19 protein-coding genes and 1 tRNA gene are annotated in these 24,264 nt (G+C 65.2%); 10 read left to right on the top strand and 10 right to left on the bottom strand.

All coding sequences use genetic code 11. The features are described 5' to 3' along the window. Nucleotides 1-35 precede the first annotated feature (35 nt). The 3 genes from N4264_RS09435 (at nt 36) to N4264_RS09425 (ending at nt 5,662) form a co-directional block, all read left to right on the top strand. Entirely contained in the window at nt 36-725 is a 690-nt protein-coding gene (locus N4264_RS09435) for a YceH family protein (RefSeq protein WP_261696782.1), read from the top strand. Between the two features lie 110 nt (nt 726-835). Next, entirely contained in the window at nt 836-3,550 is a 2,715-nt protein-coding gene (locus N4264_RS09430; protein WP_261696781.1) for a YncE family protein, read from the top strand. A 138-nt stretch (nt 3,551-3,688) separates the two neighbouring features. After that, nucleotides 3,689-5,662 carry a right-handed parallel beta-helix repeat-containing protein gene (locus N4264_RS09425; RefSeq protein WP_261696780.1) on the top strand — a complete coding sequence of 658 codons (1,974 nt, stop codon included), beginning with the start codon at nt 3,689-3,691 and terminating at the stop codon, nt 5,660-5,662. 1 nt (nt 5,663) lies between these two features. Here N4264_RS09425 and N4264_RS09420 read toward each other — a convergent pair whose 3' ends face one another. Both N4264_RS09420 and N4264_RS09415 read right to left on the bottom strand, forming a co-directional pair. Further along, nucleotides 5,664-6,962 carry an Ig-like domain-containing protein gene (locus N4264_RS09420; RefSeq protein ID WP_261696779.1) on the bottom strand — a complete coding sequence of 433 codons (1,299 nt, stop codon included), beginning with the start codon at nt 6,960-6,962 and terminating at the stop codon, nt 5,664-5,666. Beyond that, a complete protein-coding gene (locus N4264_RS09415) occupies nt 6,959-7,552 on the bottom strand; it encodes a hypothetical protein (protein ID WP_261696778.1) in 594 nt (197 codons plus the stop codon). Before N4264_RS09415 ends, N4264_RS09420 begins: the two co-directional genes overlap by 4 nt. 335 nt (nt 7,553-7,887) lie before the next feature. Between N4264_RS09415 and N4264_RS09410 the strand changes: the two genes are divergently transcribed. The 4 genes from N4264_RS09410 (at nt 7,888) to N4264_RS09395 (ending at nt 12,254) form a co-directional block, all read left to right on the top strand. After that, nucleotides 7,888-8,472 carry an ECF-type sigma factor gene (locus tag N4264_RS09410; RefSeq protein ID WP_261696777.1) on the top strand — a complete coding sequence of 195 codons (585 nt, stop codon included), beginning with the start codon at nt 7,888-7,890 and terminating at the stop codon, nt 8,470-8,472. After that, entirely contained in the window at nt 8,456-11,011 is a 2,556-nt protein-coding gene (locus tag N4264_RS09405; RefSeq protein WP_261696776.1) for a serine/threonine-protein kinase, read from the top strand. Before N4264_RS09410 ends, N4264_RS09405 begins: the two co-directional genes overlap by 17 nt. 139 nt (nt 11,012-11,150) lie before the next feature. Beyond that, a complete protein-coding gene (locus N4264_RS09400) occupies nt 11,151-11,609 on the top strand; it encodes a hypothetical protein (RefSeq protein ID WP_261696775.1) in 459 nt (152 codons plus the stop codon). A 192-nt stretch (nt 11,610-11,801) separates the two neighbouring features. After that, a complete protein-coding gene (locus N4264_RS09395) occupies nt 11,802-12,254 on the top strand; it encodes a hypothetical protein (protein WP_261696774.1) in 453 nt (150 codons plus the stop codon). 235 nt (nt 12,255-12,489) lie between these two features. Here N4264_RS09395 and rlmB read toward each other — a convergent pair whose 3' ends face one another. Both rlmB and rnr read right to left on the bottom strand, forming a co-directional pair. After that, nucleotides 12,490-13,245, bottom strand: a complete 756-nt coding sequence (rlmB, locus tag N4264_RS09390) for a 23S rRNA (guanosine(2251)-2'-O)-methyltransferase RlmB (RefSeq protein ID WP_261696773.1) — start codon at nt 13,243-13,245, stop codon at nt 12,490-12,492. Beyond that, on the bottom strand, nt 13,242-15,731 hold the full coding sequence (gene rnr, locus N4264_RS09385) for a ribonuclease R (RefSeq protein ID WP_261696772.1): 2,490 nt from the start codon (nt 15,729-15,731) through the stop codon (nt 13,242-13,244). Before rnr ends, rlmB begins: the two co-directional genes overlap by 4 nt. Nucleotides 15,732-15,908: 177 nt before the next feature. On the opposite strand from rnr, the gene N4264_RS09380 reads away from it, so the two are divergent. Beyond that, nucleotides 15,909-15,993, top strand: a tRNA-Leu gene (locus N4264_RS09380). A 67-nt stretch (nt 15,994-16,060) separates the two neighbouring features. After that, nucleotides 16,061-16,210 carry a hypothetical protein gene (locus tag N4264_RS09375; RefSeq protein ID WP_261696771.1) on the top strand — a complete coding sequence of 50 codons (150 nt, stop codon included), beginning with the start codon at nt 16,061-16,063 and terminating at the stop codon, nt 16,208-16,210. A gap of 97 nt (nt 16,211-16,307) precedes the next feature. Here N4264_RS09375 and N4264_RS09370 read toward each other — a convergent pair whose 3' ends face one another. The 5 genes from N4264_RS09370 to hflK form a co-directional block, all read right to left on the bottom strand. Continuing rightward, nucleotides 16,308-16,934, bottom strand: coding sequence for a LysE family translocator (locus N4264_RS09370; RefSeq protein ID WP_261696770.1), 627 nt, complete (start codon nt 16,932-16,934; stop codon nt 16,308-16,310). Between the two features lie 127 nt (nt 16,935-17,061). Continuing rightward, nucleotides 17,062-17,484 carry a VOC family protein gene (locus tag N4264_RS09365; RefSeq protein ID WP_261696769.1) on the bottom strand — a complete coding sequence of 141 codons (423 nt, stop codon included), beginning with the start codon at nt 17,482-17,484 and terminating at the stop codon, nt 17,062-17,064. A 62-nt stretch (nt 17,485-17,546) separates the two neighbouring features. Continuing rightward, on the bottom strand, nt 17,547-18,839 hold the full coding sequence (locus tag N4264_RS09360) for an adenylosuccinate synthase (RefSeq protein ID WP_261696768.1): 1,293 nt from the start codon (nt 18,837-18,839) through the stop codon (nt 17,547-17,549). A gap of 203 nt (nt 18,840-19,042) precedes the next feature. Further along, nucleotides 19,043-19,912, bottom strand: a complete 870-nt coding sequence (gene hflC, locus N4264_RS09355) for a protease modulator HflC (RefSeq protein ID WP_261696767.1) — start codon at nt 19,910-19,912, stop codon at nt 19,043-19,045. Then, nucleotides 19,909-20,973, bottom strand: coding sequence for an FtsH protease activity modulator HflK (gene hflK / locus N4264_RS09350; protein ID WP_261696766.1), 1,065 nt, complete (start codon nt 20,971-20,973; stop codon nt 19,909-19,911). Before hflK ends, hflC begins: the two co-directional genes overlap by 4 nt. 422 nt (nt 20,974-21,395) lie before the next feature. Between hflK and N4264_RS09345 the strand changes: the two genes are divergently transcribed. Further along, a complete protein-coding gene (locus N4264_RS09345; protein ID WP_261696765.1) occupies nt 21,396-22,964 on the top strand; it encodes a tetratricopeptide repeat protein in 1,569 nt (522 codons plus the stop codon). Here the strand turns inward: N4264_RS09345 and hflX are convergent. Continuing rightward, nucleotides 22,958-24,262: a ribosome rescue GTPase HflX gene (gene hflX, locus N4264_RS09340; protein ID WP_261697607.1), complete on the bottom strand. Its 1,305-nt coding sequence runs from the start codon at nt 24,260-24,262 to the stop codon at nt 22,958-22,960. The two genes, N4264_RS09345 and hflX, sit on opposite strands and share 7 nt — an antisense overlap. Between the last annotated feature and the right edge of the window lie 2 nt (nt 24,263-24,264).

Here is a 24,264-nt window from a genome sequence, read left to right as displayed (position 1 = left end):
AATCAGGCGATATTCGACGAATGCTGGAGTTCACCGTGAGCGAGTCCGACAACGTCCAGGGCTTTCCCCTGCTCAATGCAAACGAGGCCCGTGTCCTGGGCTGCCTGGTCGAGAAGGCCGCCACGACACCCGAGGTCTATCCGCTGACGCTGAACGCGGTTGTCGGTGCCTGCAATCAGAAATCCAACCGTGACCCGGTAATGAACCTGGAACAGGGCGAGGTCGGCCATACACTGCGCCAGCTTGAATCAAAACGCCTGGTAGCCGGTTCGATGTCCGCGCGCGTGTCGCGTTACGAGCATCGCATGGACCAGGCGCTCAACATCACGCCACGGCAACGGGCTCTGCTGGCGGTGATGATGCTGCGCGGCCCACAGACGATCGCCGAACTGCTGACACGCACAGAACGGCTGGCCGACTTCGGTGCACTCGACGATGTACGCGCCACGCTCGACCGGCTGTGCCAGCGCGAACCGGCACTGGCCGTGCGCCTGCCCCGCGGTGCAGGCCAGCGGGAGGACCGCTACATGCACCTGCTCTGCGGCGAGTCGGCGGCCACCGCGGCAGGCGCGACGATCAGCGCGTCGCCGGGCACGACTGACGAGGTCACTGGCAGTTCGCGCGAGCTGGAACAGCGTATCGCCCAGCTCGAATCCCTGGTGGAAGCGCTGCAGACCCGGCTGAGCTCGGTGGAGCAGCGCATTGACACCAGCAACGAGCCATAGCGCCCGCGCTGCACGCCTCCTGCAGGCGTCAACGCCGCGGGCCTGCCCACGTTCCCCTGTTTCGACGGCCTGCCGTCATGGCAGCGCGGTCGCACTGCACAGGGGGTTTCATGAACGCTTTTCGCTCTGCACTGGCAGGCCTTTTCGGCCTGGCGGCTGCTTCCGCGTCCGCGCAGAACCAGTTTGCCAACTGGGAAAGCCCGCACGTCCACCCGCTGGATATCACCCCGGACGGAACGCACGTACTGGCAGTCAACACGGCTGACCAGCGCCTGGAGATCTTCACACGCAACACCGACGGCCAGCTGCAATCCACCGGCGCCGTGGCCGTCGGCGTGGAGCCGGTCAGTGTGCGCGTCCGGTCGAACGCGCAGGCCTGGGTGGTCAATCATCTGTCAGACAGCATCAGCATCGTCGATATCTCCGATGCGCGCGTGGTCGCCACGCTGCGCACCGGCGATGAACCGGCGGACGTCGTGTTTGCCGGCAATCCCGAACGCGCCTACGTGTCGTTGTCGCAACTCAACCAGGTGCGCATCTACGATCCTGCAAACCTGGCAGCGCCTGCGACCACGCTGGCACTGGAGGGCGAAGAACCGCGCGCGCTGGCGGTGAGTCCGGACCGGCAGCACGTGTATGTGGCCTTCTTCGAGTCGGGCAATGGCACCACGATCATTGGCCAGGCCGAGGTCACCGACCCGGCAGGTCCCTATGCGGGCGCCAGTCCACCGCCCAACAGTGGCAACACCTTTGATCCGCCACTGGCTGTTGGTCTGCCGGCACCGCCGCCGGTCGCGCACATCGTGCGGCGCGACGGCAATGGACGCTGGCGCGACGACAACGGCCGTGACTGGTCTGCTTTCGTCACCTGGGATCTGCATGATCACGATATCGCGAGCATCGACACCGAGACGCTGCAGGTCACCTATTTCGCCAGTCTCATGACCCAGCTGATGGCACTGGGCACGCGGCCGGACGGCCAGGTGACTGCGGTGGGCACCGAATCGCTCAACCAGATCCGCTTTGAACCGAATGTACAAAGTGTTTTTGTCCATGTTTCCATCGCAAACGTGGACCCTGCCACAGGCGCGGCCGTCATCGCCGATCTCAATCCGCACCTGGACTACACCGTCCGCACAGTGCCTGCGGCAACCCGGGCCCAGTCGCTCGGCGATCCACGCGGGATCGCCTGGCATCCGGTCGACGACCTCGCCTATGTCACCGGCATGGGCTCCAACAACCTCATCGTCACCAACAGCAGCGGCACGCGCACCGGACGCGTCGCTGTCGGCGCCGGCCCCACCGGCGTGGTCCTGGATGCAGCAGGTACTCACCTGTACGTGCTCAACAAGTTCGACGCCTCCGTTTCGGTTATCACGACCGCGACGCTGCAGGAAATACAACGGCTGGCCTTCTTCGATCCCACGCCTTCGAGCATCCGCGCAGGACGTCCGCTCCTGTACGACACCCACGCAACCAGCGGCCTGGGGCAGGCCGCCTGCGCCAGTTGCCATGTCGACGGACGTAGCGATTTCCTCGCCTGGGATCTGGGCAGTCCGCAGGGCGAGATGAAAGCCGTCAACCAACCCTGCCGTCAGGGCCAGACCTGCCGTGACTGGCACCCGATGAAGGGTCCGCTGGTGACGCAGACGCTGCAGGGCATCGTCGGCAACGGCGCCATGCACTGGCGCGGCGACCGCGAGAACCTCGCTGCGTTTGCGCCGGCATTTGTCAGCCTCCAAGGTGCAGACGCCGAACCGGATGCGGCCCGGATGCAGGCCTTCGAAGACTTCGTGGCGACCGTGCGCTATCCACCCAATCCAAACCGGTCCATCGACGGCAGCCTGCCCACGGCGATGCCTGTCGGCGGCGGTACTGGCAACGCCGTCAACGGCGAGACGCTCTTTCTCACCCTGCCCACGTTGGCCGGGACGCTCGCCTGCGTGGATTGCCATGCACTGCCGACGGGAACGACCAGGCAGGTCGACGACCCGTTCCTGCCGCTCACGCCGCAGACGATGAAACAGGCACAGCTTCGTGGACTGTGGGAAAAGGCCGGTTGGCGGAACAACCGCCAGGACAACGCCAAGGGCTTCGGTTTCAACAGCGATTCGGAGTTCGACACGCTCGGCGCCCTGCTGCTCGGCGGCTTCAATTTCGGTGGCCCGGCGGTGGCGCCGCAACGCCGCCGCGATGTGGAGGCCTACCTGCTGGCCTTCGACAGCGAGACCCCGCCCGCCGTCGGCCAGCAGCTGACCTTCGACGGCGGCAACACCACCAACGCGGCGGACCTCTCGCGCCTGGATACGTTCGTCGCGCTCGCGGACAGCGGACGTGTCGGCCTGATTGCCAAGGGCCGGCGCGGGGGCGTTGATCGCGGCTGGGTGTACGTCACGGGCAATCGCTTCCTCTCCGATCGCCGGCATGAATTCACAGACCTCGACAGCCTGCGTACCGGCGCCGCGGCCGGCGCCGAGGTGACCTTCACGGTAGTCGCGGCCTTTTCGCAATACCGCAGCGGCGTGGATCGCGATGCCGACGGCGCCTTCGATCGCGACGAGCGCGAATGGCAATCCGATCCAGCAAGCCCCGCGTCACTTCCATCGGGTTTCTGTCGCCCCGATCTCAACGAAGACGGCCGGGCCGATAGCGCGGACGTGGCCCTCTTCGACGGATGGTTCCAGTCCGGCGACGTCCGCGCCAACTACGATCATTCCTTGAATGCCGCTGGATTGCCGGACGTGACCCCGATCGACGCCGATGCCTTCGAAGCCGACGTTGGCGCCGGCTGCGACACGCTGTTCCACGACGGATTCGAAAACTGACCTTGGCAGACCGTCAGCCCGGTAACGGCGGCGGATCGCGCGTCGGCCGCCGTTGCCATCCGCCGCAGTACCGATTGCGCCACAAATTTTCGCGAAAATGCGGTATACGCTGCGATTCCATTCCAGGAACGCAGCTCCATGAAGGCGTACGTGCTCCGACTGTCGGCAATCCTGATGGCCGCCGTTTCCGTACCGGCGATCGCGCAGAACAGCGCCACGCTGGCGGGCGTCGAGGGGTACGGAAACCTGGTTACCGGCGGCGCCATCGCCACATTGACGGGCGATGCCGATCGCGATGCACGGGTCACGCTGGAATGGCGCCGCGCCGGTGAGCCGGCGTTCCGCGGTGCGCATCCGCTGGTTCGCATCGATGCGACGCATCTGGCCGGCAGTCTTTTCCACCTTTCGCCGGGAACCGCGTACGAAATCCGCCTGACGCTGACTGACCCGGACGGCACCACGGGTGCCACCAGTCAGGTCACGACGCTTTCCACCCGCCCGGACACTTTGCCGGAAGCCGGTCTGCGGACTGTGTACGTCACCCCGACGGGGAACGATGCGAACAACGGCCTGTCGCCACAGGCTGCGGTGCAGACGATCAGCCGTGGCGTCGCCATCGCACAGGCCGGCGACACCGTCCTGGTGGCACCGGGCATCTACCGCGAATCCGTCTCGATGCCTCGTTCGGGAACGGCGACGCAACCGATCATCCTGCGGGGCCAGGGCCCGGGCGTCGTGCTGGACGGCGCCCAGGTGGTCGGCCCGGACAATGCCTGGACGTCCGTGGGCAGCGGCGTTTACCGGCGTTCGCACGCGACAGCGACCGGACATGTGGTATCTGACCAGGGACGCCTCTTCCGCTACACCAGCCTGGCCCAGTTGCAGGCACTCGCGGCGGGCGCCCCCGGCGGCTTCTGGCACGACGGCACCCAGCTGCACGTCAAGCTGCCCGGCAATGCCTCGCCGTCACCGCGAACCTTTCACGTGGCGCGCCTGGAGGACGGCATTGTCGTCGACGGCCGCTCGTTCATCCGGATCGAAAACCTGGAAATTCGTCATTTCGGCGCCGGCGACTACGGCAAGGGCATCTACCTGCGCCAGGCCAACGACGTCATCGTGCGTGCCAACACCATCCACGACATCGGCTCCGCGGGAATCTGGGTGAAAGGCGGATCGCGGCATCGGATCGAAGACAACACCCTGTACGACACCTCGATCCCAGGATGGCCCTGGCCGGTGACCAAGGGCAGCAGCTCCGAGAACAATGGTATCGCGTTCACCGACAACGTCGGCCGCGGCCACGTCGTGCGCCACAACCAGTTTTCCGGCTGGTTCAACGGCATCGGCCCATGCGGCAGTGCGGCACCGCCCTCGGGCGTCACCACCGAGGTGGACATCTACCGGAACACCTTCCGCCACCACAACGACGACGCACTCGAACCGGAAGGTTATTGCGCGAACATCCGCCTGTTCGAGAACACCATCGCCGACTCGCACATGGCCTTCGCCGTGGCGCCGGCCGCGCCGGGTCCGACGTTCATCCTGCGCAACGTCGCCTTCGATATCGGCTCTACACGCAGCAGCCAGATAGACGGCCATACGTCCAGCGTACTGAAGATCAACAGCGGATTTTCAACGCCGGTCGGTCCGGTGCTGCTCTACCACAACACCTTCGTGACAGCGGCACCATCGACGGACGCGATGTCGCTGCTGACGCCCGGCTTCAGCACGTACATCCGCTCGCGCAACAACATCTATGCCGGCACGCGCAATGTGCTGGACAAGGTCAACAGCGTCACGCTCGACTTCAACTACGACCTTCTCTACACCACGGACTCCACGCGCTTCGTCCGCTGGATGGGCACGAACTACACCTCGTTCTCCGCGTTCGGGGGCGCTGCCACCGGCCAGGAGACCAGTGGCATCAATGCCCCCCCGGGGCTCGTGTCCGCCGGCGAGCGCGACTTCCGGCTGGGACCGGGCAGCGCTGCCATCGACCGCGGCGAGCGCCTGCCCGGCATCAACGACGAATTCGCCGGAACCGCCCCGGACATGGGCGCCGACGAATTCGCCGACCGGCTGTTCGCCAACGGCTTCGAGATGGCCCCGTGAGCTATTCGAATCCGTCCTCGAAAATCACATCGCTGATGGTGATGGTGACCACGCCCATCGAACAGGCGTTGAGATCGGTCGCCACGCAGGCACGGTAGGTGAAGCTGTCACTGGTTGCCGAATTGCCGTTGTGGGTGTAGAGGAAGGTACCGTTGGTATTGAGCGTCACGCTCCCGTTGGCTGGCCCCGGAAAGCCTGTGGTGGACATCACCAACGCCGCCGCGGTCGGATGCGTGTCGTTGGCCAGCAGGGACGTGGCAGCACCGTTCACCATGGATGTGGAAGCGCCGACACCCACGACCGCCGTATCCGGCGAAGGCGCCGGCACGCGGGTGGTGGTGAAGTGCCAGTTGGTCGTCGCGCTGAACCGCATCACGGCGCCGGTGATGCGAATATTCGTGGAATTGTTGAATTGTCCATTCAACTGGCACACCGCCAGGCCTGAAAACGTGGGATCGATGCTGGCGCTGATATCGCACCCGGCCGCCACGCCGCCGTATTGCAGGGTCACCGTGTAGTCGTCGCTGGTGCCGGCGATACGGTCATGCCCGGTGCGCGCCAGCATCAGGGTACCCACGTCGTCGGCGACCAAGGTGCGTTGATCCTCGTCGTTGCCCTGCCCCTGCTGCATGATCACTTCGGTGGGCGAGACACCGAATTGCGTCGACACGCTGCGCTCGCCATTGGCCGCGAAGGTGTGGCCTGCGGGCAGGAATCCCAGCGTGCGGGAGTAGGTGCTGCCTTGTATCGGCGGTACCAGCACGAACGGATTGTTCGACTGGCGGCGGTACCAGTGCAAATTGTCGTCGTCGCCACGGGTATCGTCGGGCGATCCCTTCAGCCCGTCCGCACCGACTGTCAGGTTGTAGGTGTTGTTCGGGCCATCGGACGACTTGGTGTATTCCGGATCAGTCCCCGTCAGCATCGACTCGCTGGCGAGATTCGGATGCGCCAGTCCAATGCAGTGCCCCAGCTCGTGCATCATGGTCGATTCCCAGTCAAACTGGGAATTGGTCATCTGGTTGTCCGTGCCGGTGCGCAGGTTGCGCACCGTTGGCACCATCTGGTTCCAGTGGTAGATGGCGTTGCGGATGGCCACTTCCATCGATGCCTGGCTGTTGCTGTTCGGATCAATGCACACATTGAGCGTCAGCGAGGCGCCGGCGCCCGTATAGCCCTTGGCATGGGCGACCAGGTCCAGATTGGTTTCATCGGCGAAAACGAAGGCCCCGGCCAATGCGCCAGTGCTGGCCAGGCAGGCCAGTGCCGCAACGAGGCTGCGCGCGGTGGCGATCTTCATGGCTGGCCTCCCGTGTGAACAAGGCTGGGATGCCGCGCCAGCGCCAGCACGCGCTGCTGGGCGCGTGCAGCACCTGCCAGCGCGGGAATTGCGGCGTAGCGCTCCGCTTCAAGCTGCAGGTTCACGTAGCCGAACCGCTGCGCGACGATGCCCAGCCGGCCGTCGGCGCGCCGCACGGCAGCCACGTTGAATGTAAAGACCGTGTGAGTGCGCTCGCTGTCGTAGCTGAGCTGACCGGCTTCGCGCCGCAATTGCGACGTCGACTCCACCGCGACAATGGCTTTTTCGCGCTCGAAGGTATCCAGTCCGTCATCCAGCAGCGACTGGACCAGGCCGTCGCGCTCGGCGGCCGACAGACGCCCGGTGAAGTCGCCGCCGTCGCGCATCCAGAATGGCCGGTGCACCTCGACGCGCCCATCCGCCAGCATCCGCACATGGAGGACCCTGTCCGCCACGGCCACTTCATCCGACCAGATACGCAAATCGACGACGATGGCGTCGTTATCCGGTGCGATCTCCACCAGAACACTGGCACCGCACATTCCCGACCAGCCAGCCAGGAGAACAATCAACCGCTGCATCCAGACCATGGCGCACCCTGCAGGAAAGTTCAATCCACGCATCCTGCCCTGCGAATCCGCCATCCCGGATTCGCCGGGGACCATTTCCTGCCGGCGAGGAAAATCGCTCCGCAGGTGCCCCGGCAATGGTTCGCGCGGAAATTCTAGCGCCGTTTCGGAACATCGCGGGGCCGCCATCGCCGCCACCGGGCAGATAATCGGCGCCCGCAATCGGTACACGCATACAGACGGCCGCGGCACACAGTGGTCCGGCCGCGTGGCCAATCGGCGGGAAGCCCGCGCAACCTATTGGCTCTATCGGCCGTCATGCGGCTACACTGCGGACCGAAGCAGGGGGTTGGCCGATGTCTACGATCACCGAGCTGCTCGATCGCTGGAAGCGTGGCGATCGCAGTGTCGAAGATGCACTAGCGACGGACATATATCCGGTGTTACGCGAACTGGCGCGCGCCCAGGTGCGCCGCCATGGCTCGGCCCTGACCCTGCGCGCCACGGAACTAGCCAACGAAGCCTACGAGCGGCTGCATCTGCAACAAGGCGTAGATTGGCAGAATCGCGCGCATTTCCATGCCATTGCCGCCACCCTGATGCGCCGGGTGGTGGTCGACTACCTGCGCGAGCGCCAGGCCGAGAAACGCGGCGGCGACCAATTATTCATTGCACTGGACGACATGACCCAGCGCGAGGCACCGTTCCAGGGAGACCAGGTCGACTGGCTCGCCGTCGACCAGGCCCTCACGGAATTCGCCGAAGCCTCGCCCGACGCTGCCCGCGTCGTCGAGTTGCGCCTGTTTTCAGGACTCACCAAGGAAGAGATCGCCGAAGTCTGCGGATCGTCCCGCGCCACGGTCGGGCGCCAGTGGCGATTCGCCCGCGCCTGGCTTGCCGAACGCCTCGACGTGGTGCCCGATGATGAAGACGCCGCCTGAGCGCATCCGGCGCCTGGGCGAGCTCTTCGACGAAGCCTTGGATCTGGATCCGGTGGCGCGCGAAGCGCTGCTGGAACGCTGCATGGCCGATGATCCACAACTGGCGGCCGACCTTGCCAAGCTCATCCGCCGCGACCAGAAACTGATCGGTTCGGCCACGCGCTCGGCTGTCAGCGTCGTCGAAGCGGGCCTGGACGCGCTGGAGAATTCCGCACTGCAGCCGGGCGCAACCATCGGCGTGTACACCCTCGAGGAGGAAATCGGCCAGGGCGGCATGGGCCGTGTCTTCCGCGCCACGCGGGTAGGCCCGGATTTCACCCAGGAAGTGGCGATCAAGTTCGTCCGCCGTGACGTACTGCATCCGGCATTGCTACGCCGCTTCTCGACCGAGCGCGCCATTCTCGCCTCGCTCGACCATCCCGGCATTTCGCGCTTGATTGACGCCAACACGACGGCCGACGGCACGCCCTTCGTGGTGATGGAATTCGTCCGCGGCCGCGCCATCGACGACTGGTGCGATGCGCGGCGCCTGGGCATCAAGGATCGTCTGCGCCTGTTCCGCAAAGTGCTCGCCGCCGTCGGTCATGCGCATCGCAATCTGGTGGTGCACCGCGACATCAAGGCGAGCAACGTGCTGGTCACCAACGAGGGCGAGATCCGCCTGCTGGATTTCGGCATCGCCAAGCCGCTGGGCCGCATCGGCCACGACAAGGCGACGATGACGATGGACCGCTTCCTGACGCCGTCCAGCGCCGCACCGGAGCAGCTGGCCGGCGGTGCCGTGACCGTGGCGTGCGATATCCATGCGCTGGGCATGCTGCTGTACGAACTGCTTTGCGGCCGCCTGCCCTTTGCGTTCGGCAACATGACGCCCGGTGAGATCGAGCACGCCATCCGCCATGTGCCGCCACCGCCCATGGCCAGCCGGCTCGGCGAGAACGACCGCTATACCGCCGAATCCCGCGGCTTTTCCGGCGTGCGCGACCTGCGTTCGGCGCTGCGCGGCGACCTCGAGCACGTCGTCCAGCGCTGCCTGCGCAAACGCCCCGAAGAACGCTACGGCACAGTGGACCAGCTGGATCTGGATATCGACCATGTCCTTGCCGGCCACCCCATCCGCGAGCGTCAGAGCGATCGCTGGTATCGCTGGCGGAAGTTCCTCGCACGCCACAGCGTCGCATCCGCACTGGTTGCGGGGCTGCTCTTCACCATTGGTACCGCCGTGGTCGCCATCGTGCGGCAGAACATCGCCATTGCGCACGAACGCGACCGCGCGCAACGGGCCGTTGGATTATTGAAGGAAGCCTTCGCGGCCGCCAACCCCATGCAGGTCGGCGGGGCACAGGTGACGGCGACGGACGTGCTGGAGGCTGCACGACCGCAGCTGGAATCCACCTTCGACAGCCAGCCGGACGTCTATGCGGATCTTGCCGGCACGATGGCCGAAGTGGAATTGGCAGTGGGACGCAGTCCACAGGCCGCCGCATTGGCAGAACGCGCGCGACTGGCGTCGGAGAAGGCGCAATTGCCCAACGAAACCGTGACTGGGCTGCTCGTACTGGAAGCCCGTGCCCGAATCAGTAGCGGTGACTACGATATTGCCGATGATTTGCTGACACGCGCCGCGAATATCAGCCCCGTCCGCACTCCCGAATGGAAATTGGCCCGCGGAATGCTGCTGCTTCATCGCAGTCATTTCGCCGACTCCATTGCTACACTGGAGCAGGCGGTGGAGAGTTTCGGTCAAAGACCTGCATCCGACGACGACGCGAGACTGGCCCGCTTGCAGCTCGCCGAAGCACTGCGTCGCGGAGACCGAGGCAACGACGCGCTCAGCCTGTTGGATACGCTCTACCAGGAGCAAAGTCGAGGTCTGTCGCCCAATCATCCACGGGTCACTCTGGTGCGACTGTATCGGGTCAGTGCCCTGCGCTCTGTCGGTCGACGTGACGAGGCTCTGGAGGAGGCCAAAGCCGTCGTGGCGGAAGCGGATCGCACTTACGGACAGGACAGTACTGTTGCGGCAACCGCTCGCGGCTCTTTAGGAATGTGTTTAGATGAGTTGAACAGGCCGCTGGATGCCGTGGACGCATTCCGGACGAGCCTGCGCGCATGGCGCAAAGCCGTCGGAGACGATCATCAGAACACGCTTCGTACCGCGTTTAACGTCGCGTTGGCACTGACGCGCGCGAACCATTCCCCGGACGAGGCCGAATCACTCTACAAAGAAGTCCTGGTGCGTGGCGGCACTCAGGATCAATCGACCCGCCTGCCTGTGATGTATTGGCGAATCGCCTATGTCCGGGCGTTGATCGGCTGGAATCGTGTTTCTGACGCCGCCAATGAACTCACATCCCCTGTTGCGCTGGAGCAGTTTCGCACCGCCAGTCCTCGTCGTCGTGAAGAATATGCCGTCCTCGCCAAGGATGTCCTCAAGGAGCTGGGATGCGAATCTTCACGCAGTGTAGATACGGAAGCCCAATGTAAGGCGGTAGAGTCGCTAATGTTGACCGCGTCGAATTCCGGTACTACCGGTTGAGCCGGTCCAGCTCGCCATTCCGAGTACGCCTCGTAATCTTAGAAACGAGCGCTCAGCGGAGCTGGGTAGAGGCGCGAGGCGCCGTCGCCTAAGATTTCGTGCTTTGACAACAAAATAGGGGGACCCGATGTCACGCTTCATGAAAATTCGACCGCACTGCCTGCTTCTGGCAGTCCTTTCCGCCAGTTCATCCACGGCAGTGCATGCGCAGATGACGGGATGCGACATCTTTCCGCTGGTCAACACGCCGTGTGACGGCCAGGAGTGCTACGACCTCGTGCACCTGGATCTGCGCACCGGTTCCGCCGCCTGCGACGAGAAGCGGCCGCTCAAATTGCCACCGAGCAATGCGGCACTGCAGTGTACGCAGTCCGACGGCCGGCACATTTGCGAGGCCTCACCGCAGGGAGAAACGCTCCAGTACAGCTGGGCGGCATCTCCCAATCTGCCGGTACCGGGCTACACCGACGCGAAAAACCCATTCCTTGTTGTCGACTGCGCGCCGCAGGGAGGACAAGTCGCCGTGACCATCTACTCGCCGGCGGGCCTGACCGCCTATGCGCAGACACCGATTCCTGCCTGCCAGAGCCCGCAATAAGTCGGTCATCTCTACTCGCCGGGGGCGGATACTCCCCCGGCGACTACTCCGCCCAAACAACGTCATTCACCCGATTCGGAGCGCGGCGACTGACGGGCCGAAGCGCCCGGCGGACCTTTAGGGACCAGTGAGCCCTTTGCCCTCCCCATTCCGAGTATCTGTATCAGGGTGTAAGCACCCTACCGGAACGCGGTGGCCGCGCGCCCCCTGAGCGCGGCTATCGCGTTTCGGCGCTTATCGGATACGAGCGACAAGGGCCGGGTCGTGAAAAAATACTTGGTAGTCTTTCTGGGGATTCTCGTCATCATGGCGTGCGGGCTGGCCCAAGCGGCCGGCATTTCCTGCGAACCCGCGGGTAATGGCTACGCCTGCGAAGCCTGGCCACGCGGGGCCGATTACCGATACGAGTGGAACGTGGCCGGCGGTGTCCGGATCGCCGCGCACCCTTCCCGTTCCGCGCCAAGACTGGCGCTTTCCTGCACGGGCCGTCACCAGGCGCACGTCACCGTCACGGTCGTCGCCCCAGCCGGCTATATCGAGACGGCTACCCAGCCGCTGACCAGCTGCCGCGCCGGTGCGTCGCCGGAAACAGCCGGTTCTGTCGCAAACGCCATGAGCCTGCTCGCCAGCAAATTGATGCGCTGAGTCACGCCGGCATTCGACCGGCGCCTCAATGGCAGACCCTACGCTGGTGCGGCAAGGTGTCGCATCCCGCGATCGCGCTGAACGCCCTTCGCCCCGACGCCGTCGATCGCCCCCACGCACAATCGACGCAGTTACGCTCATCAGTCAGTAGCAATTTACCGTCCGCTACTTCTCTACTAGCACTTCCCATGACGCACCGATGACGATGCGTGATGGGAAGCAGCCCGCCGACGCGTCAGCTTTTCGCCGGCGTCACGCCGCGCTGGCGCAGTACTTCAAACAAAGTGACGCCGGTCGCGACGGAAACATTCAGACTTTCCACCGCACCGCGCATCGGAATGCGGGTGACGAAATCGCATTGCTCGCGCGTCAGTCGACGCATTCCCTCGCCTTCACTGCCGATGACCAGGGCGATCGGTCCGCGCAGGTCCGTCTTGTAGAAGTCTTCATCGCTGTCACCGGCCAGGCCGACCAGCCACAGACCGAGATCCTTGAGCGAGCGCAACGTCCGCGCCAGGTTCGTCGCCTGGATGAAAGGAACGCGATCGGCGGCGCCGGCCGAGGCCCGGCGAACCGTCGGCGTGATGCCCACGGCCTTGTCCTTGGTCACCACCACGGCGGTGGCACCCGCCGCTTCGGCGCTGCGCAGGCAGGCTCCGAGGTTATGCGGGTCCGTGACGCCGTCGAGCACCAGGATGAGCGCGTCTCGTCCGGCCGCCTCGACCAGTTCTTTCAGATCGGCTTCCGTACGCTTGGGCGCCGCGCGGTACTGCGCCACGACCCCCTGGTGCCGCGCACCGCCCGTCATGCGATCGAGCAATTCCCGGGTGCGGCCGTGCGGCTTGACGCCAAGGTCACGTGCGCGCTCGGACAACTCTTTCAAGCGGGCATTGGTGGTGCCCGTCTCGATAAACAGCTCGACGATATTGCCCGGGTCGTGGCTCAACGCCGCTTCGACCGAATTGATGCCAATCAACAGCTCGTGGCTCATCGCCGCTTTTTCTCCGAAATATCGTCGGCAACCAGTCGGAAATCGATCTTGCGATCTTCAAGACTGGCCCGCAGCACCTGCACGTTGACGGCGTCGCCCAGGCGGAACTTCAGTCCGCGCCGCTCGCCGGTAAGGAGGTGGCGGATCGGGTCGAAATGGTAGTAGTCGTTGGGCAGCTGCGTGATGTGGACCAGCCCTGTCACCTTCGAATCCGTCAGTTCCACGAACAGGCCGAACGAGGTGACGCCCGAGACGATGCCGGCGAACTGGCTGCCAACGTGCTTCTCCATCCAGGCGCATTTGTAACGCTCGTCCACATCGCGCTCGGCTTCCTCGGCACGCCGGCCACACTGCGAGCAGTGAACCGCCATGCTGGACATGGCCGCCGGCGTATAGGTGTACTGAGACGGCTTGGCCTTGGTCAGGGCGAAGCGGATCGCGCGGTGCACCAGCAAATCGGGATAGCGCCGGATTGGCGAGGTGAAGTGGGCATACGCATCGAGCGCGAGACCGAAATGGCCATGGCATTCGGGTTGGTAGACCGCCAGCGCCTGGGAGCGCAGCAGCACCGACTCGATCAGGCTCGCGTCAGGGCGCTTCTGCACCTTCTTGATCAGCGTGGCGAAATCGCCCGGCTGCACTTCGTCGGCCGGGGGCATCTTCAGGCTGAAATCCTTGAGGAATTCCAGGAGATCCTGGTATTTGCCCTCGGGCGGAGACTCATGCACACGGTAGAGCGCCGGGATGTGCTTCTTGTTGAGAAACCGCGCCGCTTCCACGTTCGCCGCGATCATGCATTCTTCGATCAGGCGATGCGCGTCATTGCGCGGCTCGGCACCCAGTTGCACCACTTCACCCGACGGCGCGAGCCGGAACTTCACTTCCGCGCTCTCGAAATCGATCGCACCGCGTTTCTTGCGCGCCTTGGCCAGCACTTTGTACAGCTGGTGCAGGCGCTCGATGTGCGGCATCAGGTTGCCGATCTGGGCGCGTGCGGTCGCGTCCTTCTCCCCAATCGCCTTCCACACCTGGGTGTAGGTCAGGCGCGCATGCGAGCGCATCACGGCGGCGTAGAACTTTGACTTGGTCACTTCGCCATCGTGGTCGATCTGCATGTCGCAGACCATGCACATGCGATCGACCTTGGGATTGAGCGAGCAGATACCGTTCGACAGCGTCTCCGGCAGCATCGGCACGACGAAACCCGGGAAGTACACCGACGTGGCGCGCTTGTAAGCTTCTTCGTCCAGCGCCGTTTCCGGACGCACGTAGTAGGAAACATCCGCGATCGCGACGACCAGGCGGAATCCGCTCGCGACCGGCTCGGCAAACACGGCGTCGTCGAAGTCGCGCGCATCCTCGCCGTCGATGGTGACCAACGGCAACCCGCGCAGATCCTTGCGATCAGCCAGTTCGTCCGCGTGCACTTCCGGCTCGACCTCGGCCGCCTCGCGCAGCGCGGCTTCGGGCCAGTCGTGCGGGATGTCGTGGCTGGCGATAGCCATCTCGACGATCAGTGACGGCGTCAGCCGCTCGCCCAGCGCCGCGAGCACGCGTCCAACCGGGCCGCGATAGGCCGTTGGCGGATCAGTGATCTCCGCGACCACGATCTGACCGGAACGTGCGCCGCATTCCTTGCCCGGCGGAATCAGCACTTCCTGGTGCAGTCGCCGGTCATCGGGTACGACCAGGATCAGGCCGTCTTTTTCGACGACACGCCCCACCAGGCGGGGCGAACGCCGCTCCAGCACTTCGACGATGGCACCCTGCCGACGGCCACGGCGGTCCACGCCGACGATGCTGCCCAGCACGCGGTCGCCATGCAGCACCTTGCGCATTTCGTAGGGCGAGAGGTACAGGTCTTCACCGCCCGCATCGGGCTTGAGAAAGCCGTAGCCGTCCGGATTGGCCAGCACCACGCCGGGCAGCAGGTCGAGCTTCTGGGCGACGCCATAGCCGCCGCGGCGGTTCTGGATCAGCTGCCCGTCACGGACCATCGCGGCGAGTCGCTTGGTCAATGCGTCGAAATCGCGTTCATGGACGAGCTCGAGCGCCTGGGCGATCGCCTCGGCGGTCATCAGCTGGCCCCGCTCCACCAGGAAGGCCAGGATGGCTTCGCGGCTGGGAATGGGAAATTCGTAGCGCTGGCGCTCGCGCTCGGCGAAAGGATCCGTCGAAGCCTGGGCCGCTGCCGGCGCGGATCGCCCGGCTTTTCGACCCGCCCTGGCGGGCGGTGGTGCCGCGAACCGTTCGCGGCTGACATCTTCGGGCGCGGTGCCGGCCTCGGCGACGCGCCGGGCCCGCGGCCGGGGCGGCGCTGCTGCCGGTTTCGGCGCGGCCGGTCGTGCCGGCGCGGCCTTGCTTGTCTTGGGCTTGGCCCGGACAGGCTCAGGCACCTCCGGAAACCACGCCGGCAATTTGGTCTTGCGCGCCGTCGTGCGCGCCGGGGACTTGGTGTTCTTGTCGTTTGTCCTGTTTTTCTTCATTGCTTCCCTCATGGCGGAACCGGCCGGCTCCGCTCAGGCGCCTATTGTAAGCCCCCGGCGACACAGACCGGTGAAGAGCCTGGACGATCACCCGATTGCAAAAAGAGCGTTGACAAGCTTTCGCATGGCCAGTACAGTTCGCGCCCTTCGCAGCGTCAACAACGCGGCGGGACACCTGCCCAGGTGGCGGAATTGGTAGACGCACTAGTTTCAGGTACTAGCGGGGCGACCCGTGGAGGTTCGAGTCCTCTCTTGGGCACCAATACTCAAACGAAAGGCCCGCTTCGGCGGGCCTTTTGTTTTGCGCCGTCTTCAACACGGGATCCGACATGGCCAGTACATGTCCGCGCTGCACCGAGCAAGCCCTCACACCGACGCGCATCGAGCACGGACTGCCGGCGCTGGGGGTGTACGACGTGCGGCGCGTGCGCAGGAATTCCGCGAATGGCTACCTGACTCGACCAGGGCCCGCGACGTGATGGCCTACCTGCGCCAGGTACTCGACGATATCGCGCAGTAAGCGGGGGCGACGCGCACGCGTCCGGCTGGCGCTATCGAATCACAAGCGCAATGTGCTCAGCGCGTGGTCAGGGCCAGGCGCACGCCGAAGGCCAGCATCACGGTACCGACCACCCCGTCGAGCCAGCGTCTGACACGTCCTTTTGCCAGCCACGGCCCCATGCGGGCCGCGCCGAACGCCAGCGCACCGAGCCAGACGAATCCCATCACGTAGTGGGTGCCGATCAACAATACGGATTGCGCAGCCAGCGACTGCGCCGGATCCATGAACTGGGGCAGGAATGCCAGGTAGAACACGGCGATCTTCGGGTTGAGCGCATTGGTCAGCACGCCTTGCGCATACACCGGCCAGACGGAGGTGGTGGCCGGAGCGTCAGTGGTCACGACGATTTCCTGCGCCGGGCGCGCGGCAGAACGCAGCGCCTGCAATCCGAGCCAGCCGAGATAGGCCGCGCCGGCGACCTTCACCGCCAGGAACGCCGCCGCCGAGTACACCAGCAATTGCGCAAACCCGCCGGCAAACAGCGCGATATGGAAGACGCCACCGGATACGATGCCGGCGACGGTCGCCAGCCCCAGCCGCGCGCCGCCGCGGGCGGCGTTGGCCATCACCAGGAAAGTGTCCGGCCCGGGCGACAGGGTCACCATCAGCGCGGCAAAGCAAAAAGCCAGGTACAGGGCCATGGTGGTGATCTCTGCGAATGTCACCGCTGGCGCGAACGGCCAGGCCGATGGTGTCACGCGCAGTTGTACTGCGACTGGCGGTGGCGTGCCAATGCCGCTTTGGTCGATGGGCGGAGGACGTTGCGCGCTACCGCGGGCTATCCGGCGGTCCTTTCAGCTCCACCGTATTACCCTCGGGATCGTCCAGGTAGAGCGAGGGCCCCTCCCCCTCCGCACCGTAGCGTGAATCCACCTCGCCAATACTGACGCCATGCGCCGCCAGGTGTTCGCGGATGGCGTCCAGTTCGAATGGCTCCACACGCAGGCAGAAGTGGTCAAGGTTGCGCGCCCGGGGCGCCGGCGCATCGCCACCGCGTTTGCCGAGCACGCCGTCGATGCCGACGATATCGATCAGCGAGCTGCCGGCACGCAGCTGCACCAGGCCGATGGCGTCCTGGCGGCGCTCGACGCGACAGCCCAGGACCTCGCAGTAAAAGCGAACCAGGCCTTCCTGGTCGCGGGTGCGCAGTACCAGATGATCGATTTCGCGGATGCGAAAGGGATGTGTCATGGGCGATGCTTGTCGGGCGGCGCAGGCCGCCCGACTTTACACCTGTATGGATACCGCGATTATCAGGCGAACGGATCGCGCAAAATAATCGTGTCGTCGCGATCTGCACCCGTGGCGACCAGCGCCAGCGGGCACTCGGCCAGCTCCTCGACCGCACGCAGGTACGCGCGCGCCGCGGGCGGCAGCTTGCCGAACTCGCGCACGCCCGAGGTGGGTTCCTGCCAGCCCGGGAATTCCAGGTAGACCGGCTTGCATTCTTCCCAGCCCGCGGCGTCCAGTGGCGCCAGCGTGCGCTGCTTGCCGCGGTATTCGTAGGCAATACAAACCTTGATCGACGGCAGGCCATCGAGCACATCCAGTTTGGTGATGGCCAGGCCAGTGATGCCGTTGATCTGCACGGCACGCTTCAGCGCCACCAGGTCGATCCAGCCACAGCGGCGCGGACGGCCGGTGGTCGCACCGAACTCATTGCCGCGCTTGCGCAGCAGCTCGCCCATGTCATCGTCGAGTTCCGTCGGGAACGGACCGCCACCCACGCGCGTGGCGTAGGCCTTGGCGATGCCGAGCACGTAGTCGATGTCCTTGGCGCCGACGCCCGAGCCGGCGTACGCGCCGCCCACCGTCGTATTCGACGAGGTGACGTAGGGATAGGTGCCGTGGTCGATATCCAGCAGCGAACCCTGCGCACCTTCAAAGAGGATGCGCTTGCCGGCGCGACGCAGGTCGTACAGGAGGGTCGACACGTCGTCGACCATGGGCTTGACGTAGGAACCGAACGACATCGCCTCGTCGAGCACCTTCTGGTAATCGACCGTGTCGGCCTTGAGCCAGTTGGCGAGCACGAAGTTGTGGTAGTCGACCGCGTCGCGCAGCTTGTCGGCGAGCTGGTCCGGGTAGAACAGGTCGGCCACGCGGATGCCGCGACGGGCCACCTTGTCCTCGTAGGCCGGGCCAATGCCGCGGCCAGTGGTGCCGATGGCCTTGGCGCCCGACGCGCGTTCGCGCGCCTGGTCCACCGCGATGTGGTACGGCATGATCAGCGGTGTCGCCGGCGAGATCTTCAGGCGCGACCGCACATCCACGCCCTGGGCTTCCAGCTCTGCAATTTCGGTCTGCAGCGCCGCCGGCGACAGGACGACGCCGTTGCCGATCAGGCAGAGCGCGTCGTCGCGCAGGATGCCCGAGGGAATCAGGTGCAGGACGGTCTTCTTGCCGCCGATCACCAGCGTATGACCGGCATTGTGGCCGCCCTGGAAGCGCACCACCGCGCCAACCTGTTCCGTCAGGAGGTCGACGATCTTGCCCTTGCCTTCATCGCCCCACTGCGCGCCGAGAATGACTACCGATTTACCCATGGCTGTTTCCTTCAAAAACACATGACTGTCAGGAGCGCGTCGGTCCGACGCGCACACAAAGAAACTGTCGCCCTGCGAGGCAATCCGCCCGCACAAGCCCATATCGCACGCGCAAGCGGGCCCGCCCCCGACCGCTTTCAGCCGACCGATGGCACGCCCGCTTCATGTTGCACGGCGCCGGTTGCCCGGCGCCGCGATGTTCATTAGTCCTTGTCGCTGTCGTTGAAGTAGCGGAACAAGTCCGACTTCGGGTCGAGCAGCAACACACCGTTGCCCTGCCGGAACGACGCCCGGTAGGCCTCGAGACTACGCGTGAAGGCGTAGAACTCTGGATCTTTCCCGTAGGCCTGCGCGTACACCTGCGCCGCCTCCGCGTCGCCCTGGCCGCGCGTCTTCTGCGCTTCGCGCGTCGCGTCGGCCAGCAGCACCTGGCGCTCGCGATCAGCGTTCGCCCGGATCGTTTCACCCGCTTCCTGACCGCTGGCGCGCAGGCTGTTGGCGACCTGCTTGCGCTCGGCGCGCATACGGTCGTACACGGACGACAGCACCGTTCCCTCTTCCGGGAAGTTGATGCCGCGGATGCGCACGTCCTTCACTTCGATGCCGAGCGAATTCTGGGTCGAGCGATTGACCTGGTCACGCACGCGCTTGGTGATGTCCACCCGGCCGTCGGCAATCAGCTCATGCAGCGGACGGGCATTGAATTCAAAGCGCAGCGCATCCTTGACGATCGGCGACAGGCGCGAATTGGCCTGTTCTTCGTCGCCGCCGGAGGTCTGGTAGAACTTGGCGAGGTCGTCAATGCGCCACTTGACGTAGAAATCGACCAGCACGCTCTTCTTTTCCGACGTCAGATAGCGCTCCGGCTGGGCGTCAAGGCCAAGGATGCGCTTGTCGAACAACAGTGACTGCTCGAAGAACGGCACCTTCCAGTGCAGTCCCGGCTTGAAGTCGGAACGGACGATCTTGCCGAACTGCAGCAGCAACGCCGACTGCCCTTCGCGCACGACGAACAGCGAATTGACCCCGAGCAGCACCAGCAGGGCGGCAACCAAAGCAACCAACGACTTCATCGCGAACCCTCCCGCTTGGCGCGAACCGCTTCGTCCGACGGCAGCAGGACGCCGCCTCCTGAATTCAAAGCGCCGCCGAGACGGTCGACGGGGAGATTGATCAGGTTGCGGCCGCCCGTGGTGTCGATGACCTTGGTGCTTTCAGTCAGCACTTCCTGCATGGTTTCCAGGTACAGGCGCTGACGGGTCACTTCCGGGGCAGTCTTGTACTGCACCATCAGCAATTCGAAGCGATCCGCGTCACCCTTGGCGAGCGCGACGCGCTCGGCGCTGTAGCCCTCGGCCTCGGCCTTGATGCGCGCTGCCTTGCCGCGCGCCTCCGGCACGACGGTATTGGCATAAGCGCGCGCCTCGTTCTCGATCTGCTGCTTGTTTTCACGCGCGTTGGTCACGTCGTCGAAGGCTTCCTTGACCTGGTCCGGTGGAGCGACCAGCTGGAAATTCACCTCGGTCACGGCCAGCCCCGATTCGTAGGAATCGAGTGTCTGCTGCAGCACCTTCTTGGTCTCGCTGACCAGCTCGGCGCCTTCGCCGGAAAGGATGTGATCCATCTCGCTACCGCCGATCACCTGGCGCACGGCACTCTCGGCCGCTTCCTTCACGGTGCCTTCGGCGTCGCGCAGCTTGAAAAGGTAGTCCTCGGCATTGCTGATCTGGTACTGCACGTTGAAACGGATCCGGACGATGTTTTCATCCATCGTCAGCATGACGACTTCATCGTCCAGCGACTGGACGCGGGTGGTCGCCACCTTGGTCACGGTTTCGATCGGGCGCGGCCACTTGAAGCTCATGCCAGGGCCGAGCACGCGGTTCTTCTTTCCGAACCGCTGTACGACGCCCACTTCCTGTGCATTGATGATCGTGACGGTATCGGCCACGGTCCACAGCAGGACGATCGCCAGCACGACCAGCAGGATCCCGCCAGTGCCGCCGCTGCGCCCGCCGGAGCCACCGAGCAGGTTGCCGAACCGCTCTCTGAGTCGCCTAAGTGTTTCCTCGACATCCGGGCCTTTCTGATTGCCGCGCCAGGGGTCGCGTTTGCCCGGCTCATTCCATGCCATGAGTGGCCCTCGTACGATTCGCGCCACTGCAGGCGCGCCATTGGATTGTCGGTCGTGGTGTAGTGTTCATTGGATGCGATTGTCCGGCCGGCAACCGCATGACGGAACGGTGGTCCGCCTGGGCAGGTTGCGGCCGGATTGTACCCGCAGGGTTCGGACAAGCCCAGCGCAGCCGTTGCAGTCCGCCCCCGGACTGCTACTCCCCTGGCCAGGACGCGCCATTCCCGGGCGCATGGATGGCCCCTTATTCCTTGAAAGCACATCCGCGGCTGCGCATAGTCGTCCTCCGCCTATGCCCGCACGCCGTTATTCATGATTGACGCACCGGTACGCACGAATCTGCCTCCCCGACCAGGTTTACACCCGGTGTCAGTTCGCACGGGACAGACATATGCGCCCCTCCACGCCAGTGCGGGGCAGCGATGAGCACGCTGCGCCCCCTGCCGATACCCAGTTCGCGCTGGCACGGTGGCCGCCGTTATGTCGCAGGGGCGCTGATGGTGGCGGCCACGTTCGCCGCAGGGATATTCCTCATTCCCGGCGTCGGGGTGCTGGCGCCACCGGCCCTGACCGCCCAGAACCTGCACCAGGATCCGGACGTCGCGCGATTTTTCGCCGACACCTTCCCATCGGGTAATCCCGCCCTGATGGCGCGGACGTCCGAGCGTATTCCCCATCTGCTGGACGCCGCACGCACGCGCATCGCGCGGGATTTCGCGGAGCGCCCACCGGTGCACCGGCTGCTCCTGCATACCCTGGCCGAGGTGTGCCTCAATCTTTCCTACTACGAAGGGACACAGCGCGCACTGGCCGACTCGGCGGCGCTGGCCACCGCGCACCGAATGGGCGACGCGGATGCCGATGCGCAACACGCCCTGCTGCGTGCCCGCCTGGCAGTGGAAACCGGCCGGGCGAGCGCGGCCCTTGCCGAGCTGGATTCCTTCCTCGGCAATCATGTCTCCACGCCGATCAGTCCGGAGCAGATGGTCTACCTGCGTCTGCAACGCCTGCGCGCACTGGAGGATTCCGGACGTGGACGGCAAGCCCGCCCGCAGGCGGAAGCCCTCCTGGCAGACACGGAGAAACACCTGGGCACGCAAAGCCTGGCTGCCGCGCGGGTCGGCGTGTTGACAGCGCGCCTGCGCTCGGCCGCCAGCGAGCATGCCGCGGCGCGTACGCTGGTCGAACGATCCGTCTATCAATTGCGGCGCCACTTCGGCGAGACCCACCCGGAACTCGCCCAGGCCTTGCTGGCCGCCGGTATGGTGGAGTACCACGACGGCCAACGGGTCCGGGCACTGGCGCTGGGCAATGCCGCCGCCGAGATTCTCGAGCGAATGGCTGACCGCCAGACCCGCCGCCTCCACCTGATCCAACGCAACCTCGGCATCCTCAACGCCCAGGCTGGCAACCACGCCGCAGCAGAGCGCTACCTGCGCGAGGCACTGGCCACCGCGCGCGCCATCCATGCTCCGGAACATCCCGATGTTGCGGCGAGCATCTACAACCTCGCCTACTTCGACTGGCGCGTCCTGCACAATCCCGGCGAAGCCATGCCCTTGATGCGCGAGGCGCTCGCCCTGGGCGAAAAATCCTGGGGTCCGATGCACCCGGACACCAGCGCGCTGCGCGTGAACCTGGCGCGCGTGTTCAACGAACTGCAGCTCTTCGATGCGACGCGCGAACTCCTCACCGACCGCCTGCCGACGATGGAAACGCCCGTCTGCGCCGTGGGCACGCGGATCGAACTGGCGCGCGCGCTCGCCCAGAGCGGTGACATCCCCGCGGCGCGGCCGCTGCTGGCACAGGCCCGGGAAAACATGGAACGCGTGTCCAAGCAGTCGCAGAAGCAACTGGAATCGGATTTCCGTGACGTGCAGTCCATCGTCAACGCCACGCTGAGTGTCAACAAGCTGGCGCTGGAACCTCGCAACGCCTCACGCAAAGTCGTGGGCGACGAGGGCCTGGCCCTGCCGGGTCACGCTCACTGACGCGATGCCAGGCGCTGCTTGAGGAACAGGCCGTCGCCGTCGGGAAGGCCGAACAGCGACTGCAACCGCGACAGCGGCGCATCGATTTCAATCGTCCAACCCGTATCGTCACTGGCTTCCCGCGCAACCACGCCGGCGGCGAACAGGCGCGAACGCAGACGCCCCTGGCCTGGTTCCAGCTGCAGGGTAAGTTGCACCCGGTCGATGCCAAGGCAGTCGCTGATGGTGTCGGACAGCAGGTCCATGCCCAGGCCTTCGGCGGCGGACACCCAGACCCGCTCCACCTCGCCGCCCTGTACCGTTTCGCGCCGCGGACGCTGGGCCTCGAGCCGGTCAATCTTGTTGTAGACGAGGATCTGCGGCACGTCGTCCGCACCGATCTCAGCGAGCACCGTCATCACGTCAGCGATACGCTGGTCACGCTCCGGATCCGCCGCGTCCACCACGTGCAGCAGCAGGTCCGCATCGCGCGTTTCCGCCAGGGTGGACTTGAACGCGGCCACCAGGTCATGCGGCAGGTCGCGGATGAAACCCACGGTGTCGGCCAGAACGAAGGGCCCGCAGGGCAAGCCTTCGATCCGGCGCAAGGTGGGATCGAGCGTGGCGAACAACTGGTCGGCCGCGTAGACGCCGGCGCCGGTGATCCGGTTGAAGAGCGTGGACTTGCCGGCGTTCGTATAGCCCACCAGGGACACCAGCGGCACCGCGTTGCGCAGGCGGCCGCGACGCGCCTGCTCGCGCTGCACGGCGACCTTTTCCAGGCGTCGTTCCAGTACTTTGACTTTTTCGCCCAGGAGCCGGCGATCGATCTCCAGCTGGGTTTCACCCGGGCCACGAAGGCCGATCGCGCCGCCGCGCTGGCGTTCCAGATGGGTCCAGCCGCGCACCAGGCGCGTCGACATGTGCTTGAGCTGTGCCAGCTCGACCTGGAGCTTGCCCTCGTGGGAGCGCGCGCGCTGCGCAAAGATATCGAGGATAAGTCCGGTACGCCCCACTACGCGGCACTCGCAGAACTTCTCGAGATTGCGCTCCTGCACCGGACTGAGCGCGTGATTGACCAGGATGAGGTCAGCCTCGTTGGCCAATTTGAGTGACTTGAGCTCGTCGGCCTTGCCGCTGCCGACGAAATAGCTGGGATTAGGTTTATCAATGCGCGCGGTCAGCGTCGCGACGACCGTCGCGCCCGCCGAGCGGGCCAGCTCGACAAACTCCTGCAGACGCGCCGCACCATCGGTCTCGCCCACCCAGTTGGGCTGGACGAGTACCGCGCGTTCGCCTTTCTTCGACCGTTCGAACAGAG

Origin of the sequence: Tahibacter amnicola (assembly GCF_025398735.1) — a bacterium.
Taxonomy (GTDB): Bacteria; Pseudomonadota; Gammaproteobacteria; order Xanthomonadales; family Rhodanobacteraceae; genus Tahibacter; species Tahibacter amnicola.
Note: the sequence above shows the minus strand (reverse complement) of the source record. Positions and strands in the feature narration are given on the sequence as shown.

What these genes read in the sequence shown, in the direction of transcription:
- N4264_RS09425 (WP_261696780.1), top strand. Translation starts at nt 3,689, where the DNA reads ATGAAGGCGTACGTGCTCCGACTGTCGGCAATCCTGATGGCCGCCGTT.
- N4264_RS09360 (WP_261696768.1), bottom strand. Translation starts at nt 18,839, where the DNA reads ATGGGTAAATCGGTAGTCATTCTCGGCGCGCAGTGGGGCGATGAAGGC.
- N4264_RS09420 (WP_261696779.1), bottom strand. Translation starts at nt 6,962, where the DNA reads ATGAAGATCGCCACCGCGCGCAGCCTCGTTGCGGCACTGGCCTGCCTG.
- N4264_RS09415 (WP_261696778.1), bottom strand. Translation starts at nt 7,552, where the DNA reads ATGGTCTGGATGCAGCGGTTGATTGTTCTCCTGGCTGGCTGGTCGGGA.
- N4264_RS09405 (WP_261696776.1), top strand. Translation starts at nt 8,456, where the DNA reads ATGAAGACGCCGCCTGAGCGCATCCGGCGCCTGGGCGAGCTCTTCGAC.
- N4264_RS09365 (WP_261696769.1), bottom strand. Translation starts at nt 17,484, where the DNA reads ATGACACATCCCTTTCGCATCCGCGAAATCGATCATCTGGTACTGCGC.
- N4264_RS09410 (WP_261696777.1), top strand. Translation starts at nt 7,888, where the DNA reads ATGTCTACGATCACCGAGCTGCTCGATCGCTGGAAGCGTGGCGATCGC.
- hflC (WP_261696767.1), bottom strand. Translation starts at nt 19,912, where the DNA reads ATGAAGTCGTTGGTTGCTTTGGTTGCCGCCCTGCTGGTGCTGCTCGGG.
- N4264_RS09370 (WP_261696770.1), bottom strand. Translation starts at nt 16,934, where the DNA reads ATGGCCCTGTACCTGGCTTTTTGCTTTGCCGCGCTGATGGTGACCCTG.
- N4264_RS09345 (WP_261696765.1), top strand. Translation starts at nt 21,396, where the DNA reads ATGAGCACGCTGCGCCCCCTGCCGATACCCAGTTCGCGCTGGCACGGT.
- hflK (WP_261696766.1), bottom strand. Translation starts at nt 20,973, where the DNA reads ATGGCATGGAATGAGCCGGGCAAACGCGACCCCTGGCGCGGCAATCAG.
- N4264_RS09400 (WP_261696775.1), top strand. Translation starts at nt 11,151, where the DNA reads ATGAAAATTCGACCGCACTGCCTGCTTCTGGCAGTCCTTTCCGCCAGT.
- rlmB (WP_261696773.1), bottom strand. Translation starts at nt 13,245, where the DNA reads ATGAGCCACGAGCTGTTGATTGGCATCAATTCGGTCGAAGCGGCGTTG.
- N4264_RS09375 (WP_261696771.1), top strand. Translation starts at nt 16,061, where the DNA reads ATGGCCAGTACATGTCCGCGCTGCACCGAGCAAGCCCTCACACCGACG.
- rnr (WP_261696772.1), bottom strand. Translation starts at nt 15,731, where the DNA reads ATGAAGAAAAACAGGACAAACGACAAGAACACCAAGTCCCCGGCGCGC.
- N4264_RS09430 (WP_261696781.1), top strand. Translation starts at nt 836, where the DNA reads ATGAACGCTTTTCGCTCTGCACTGGCAGGCCTTTTCGGCCTGGCGGCT.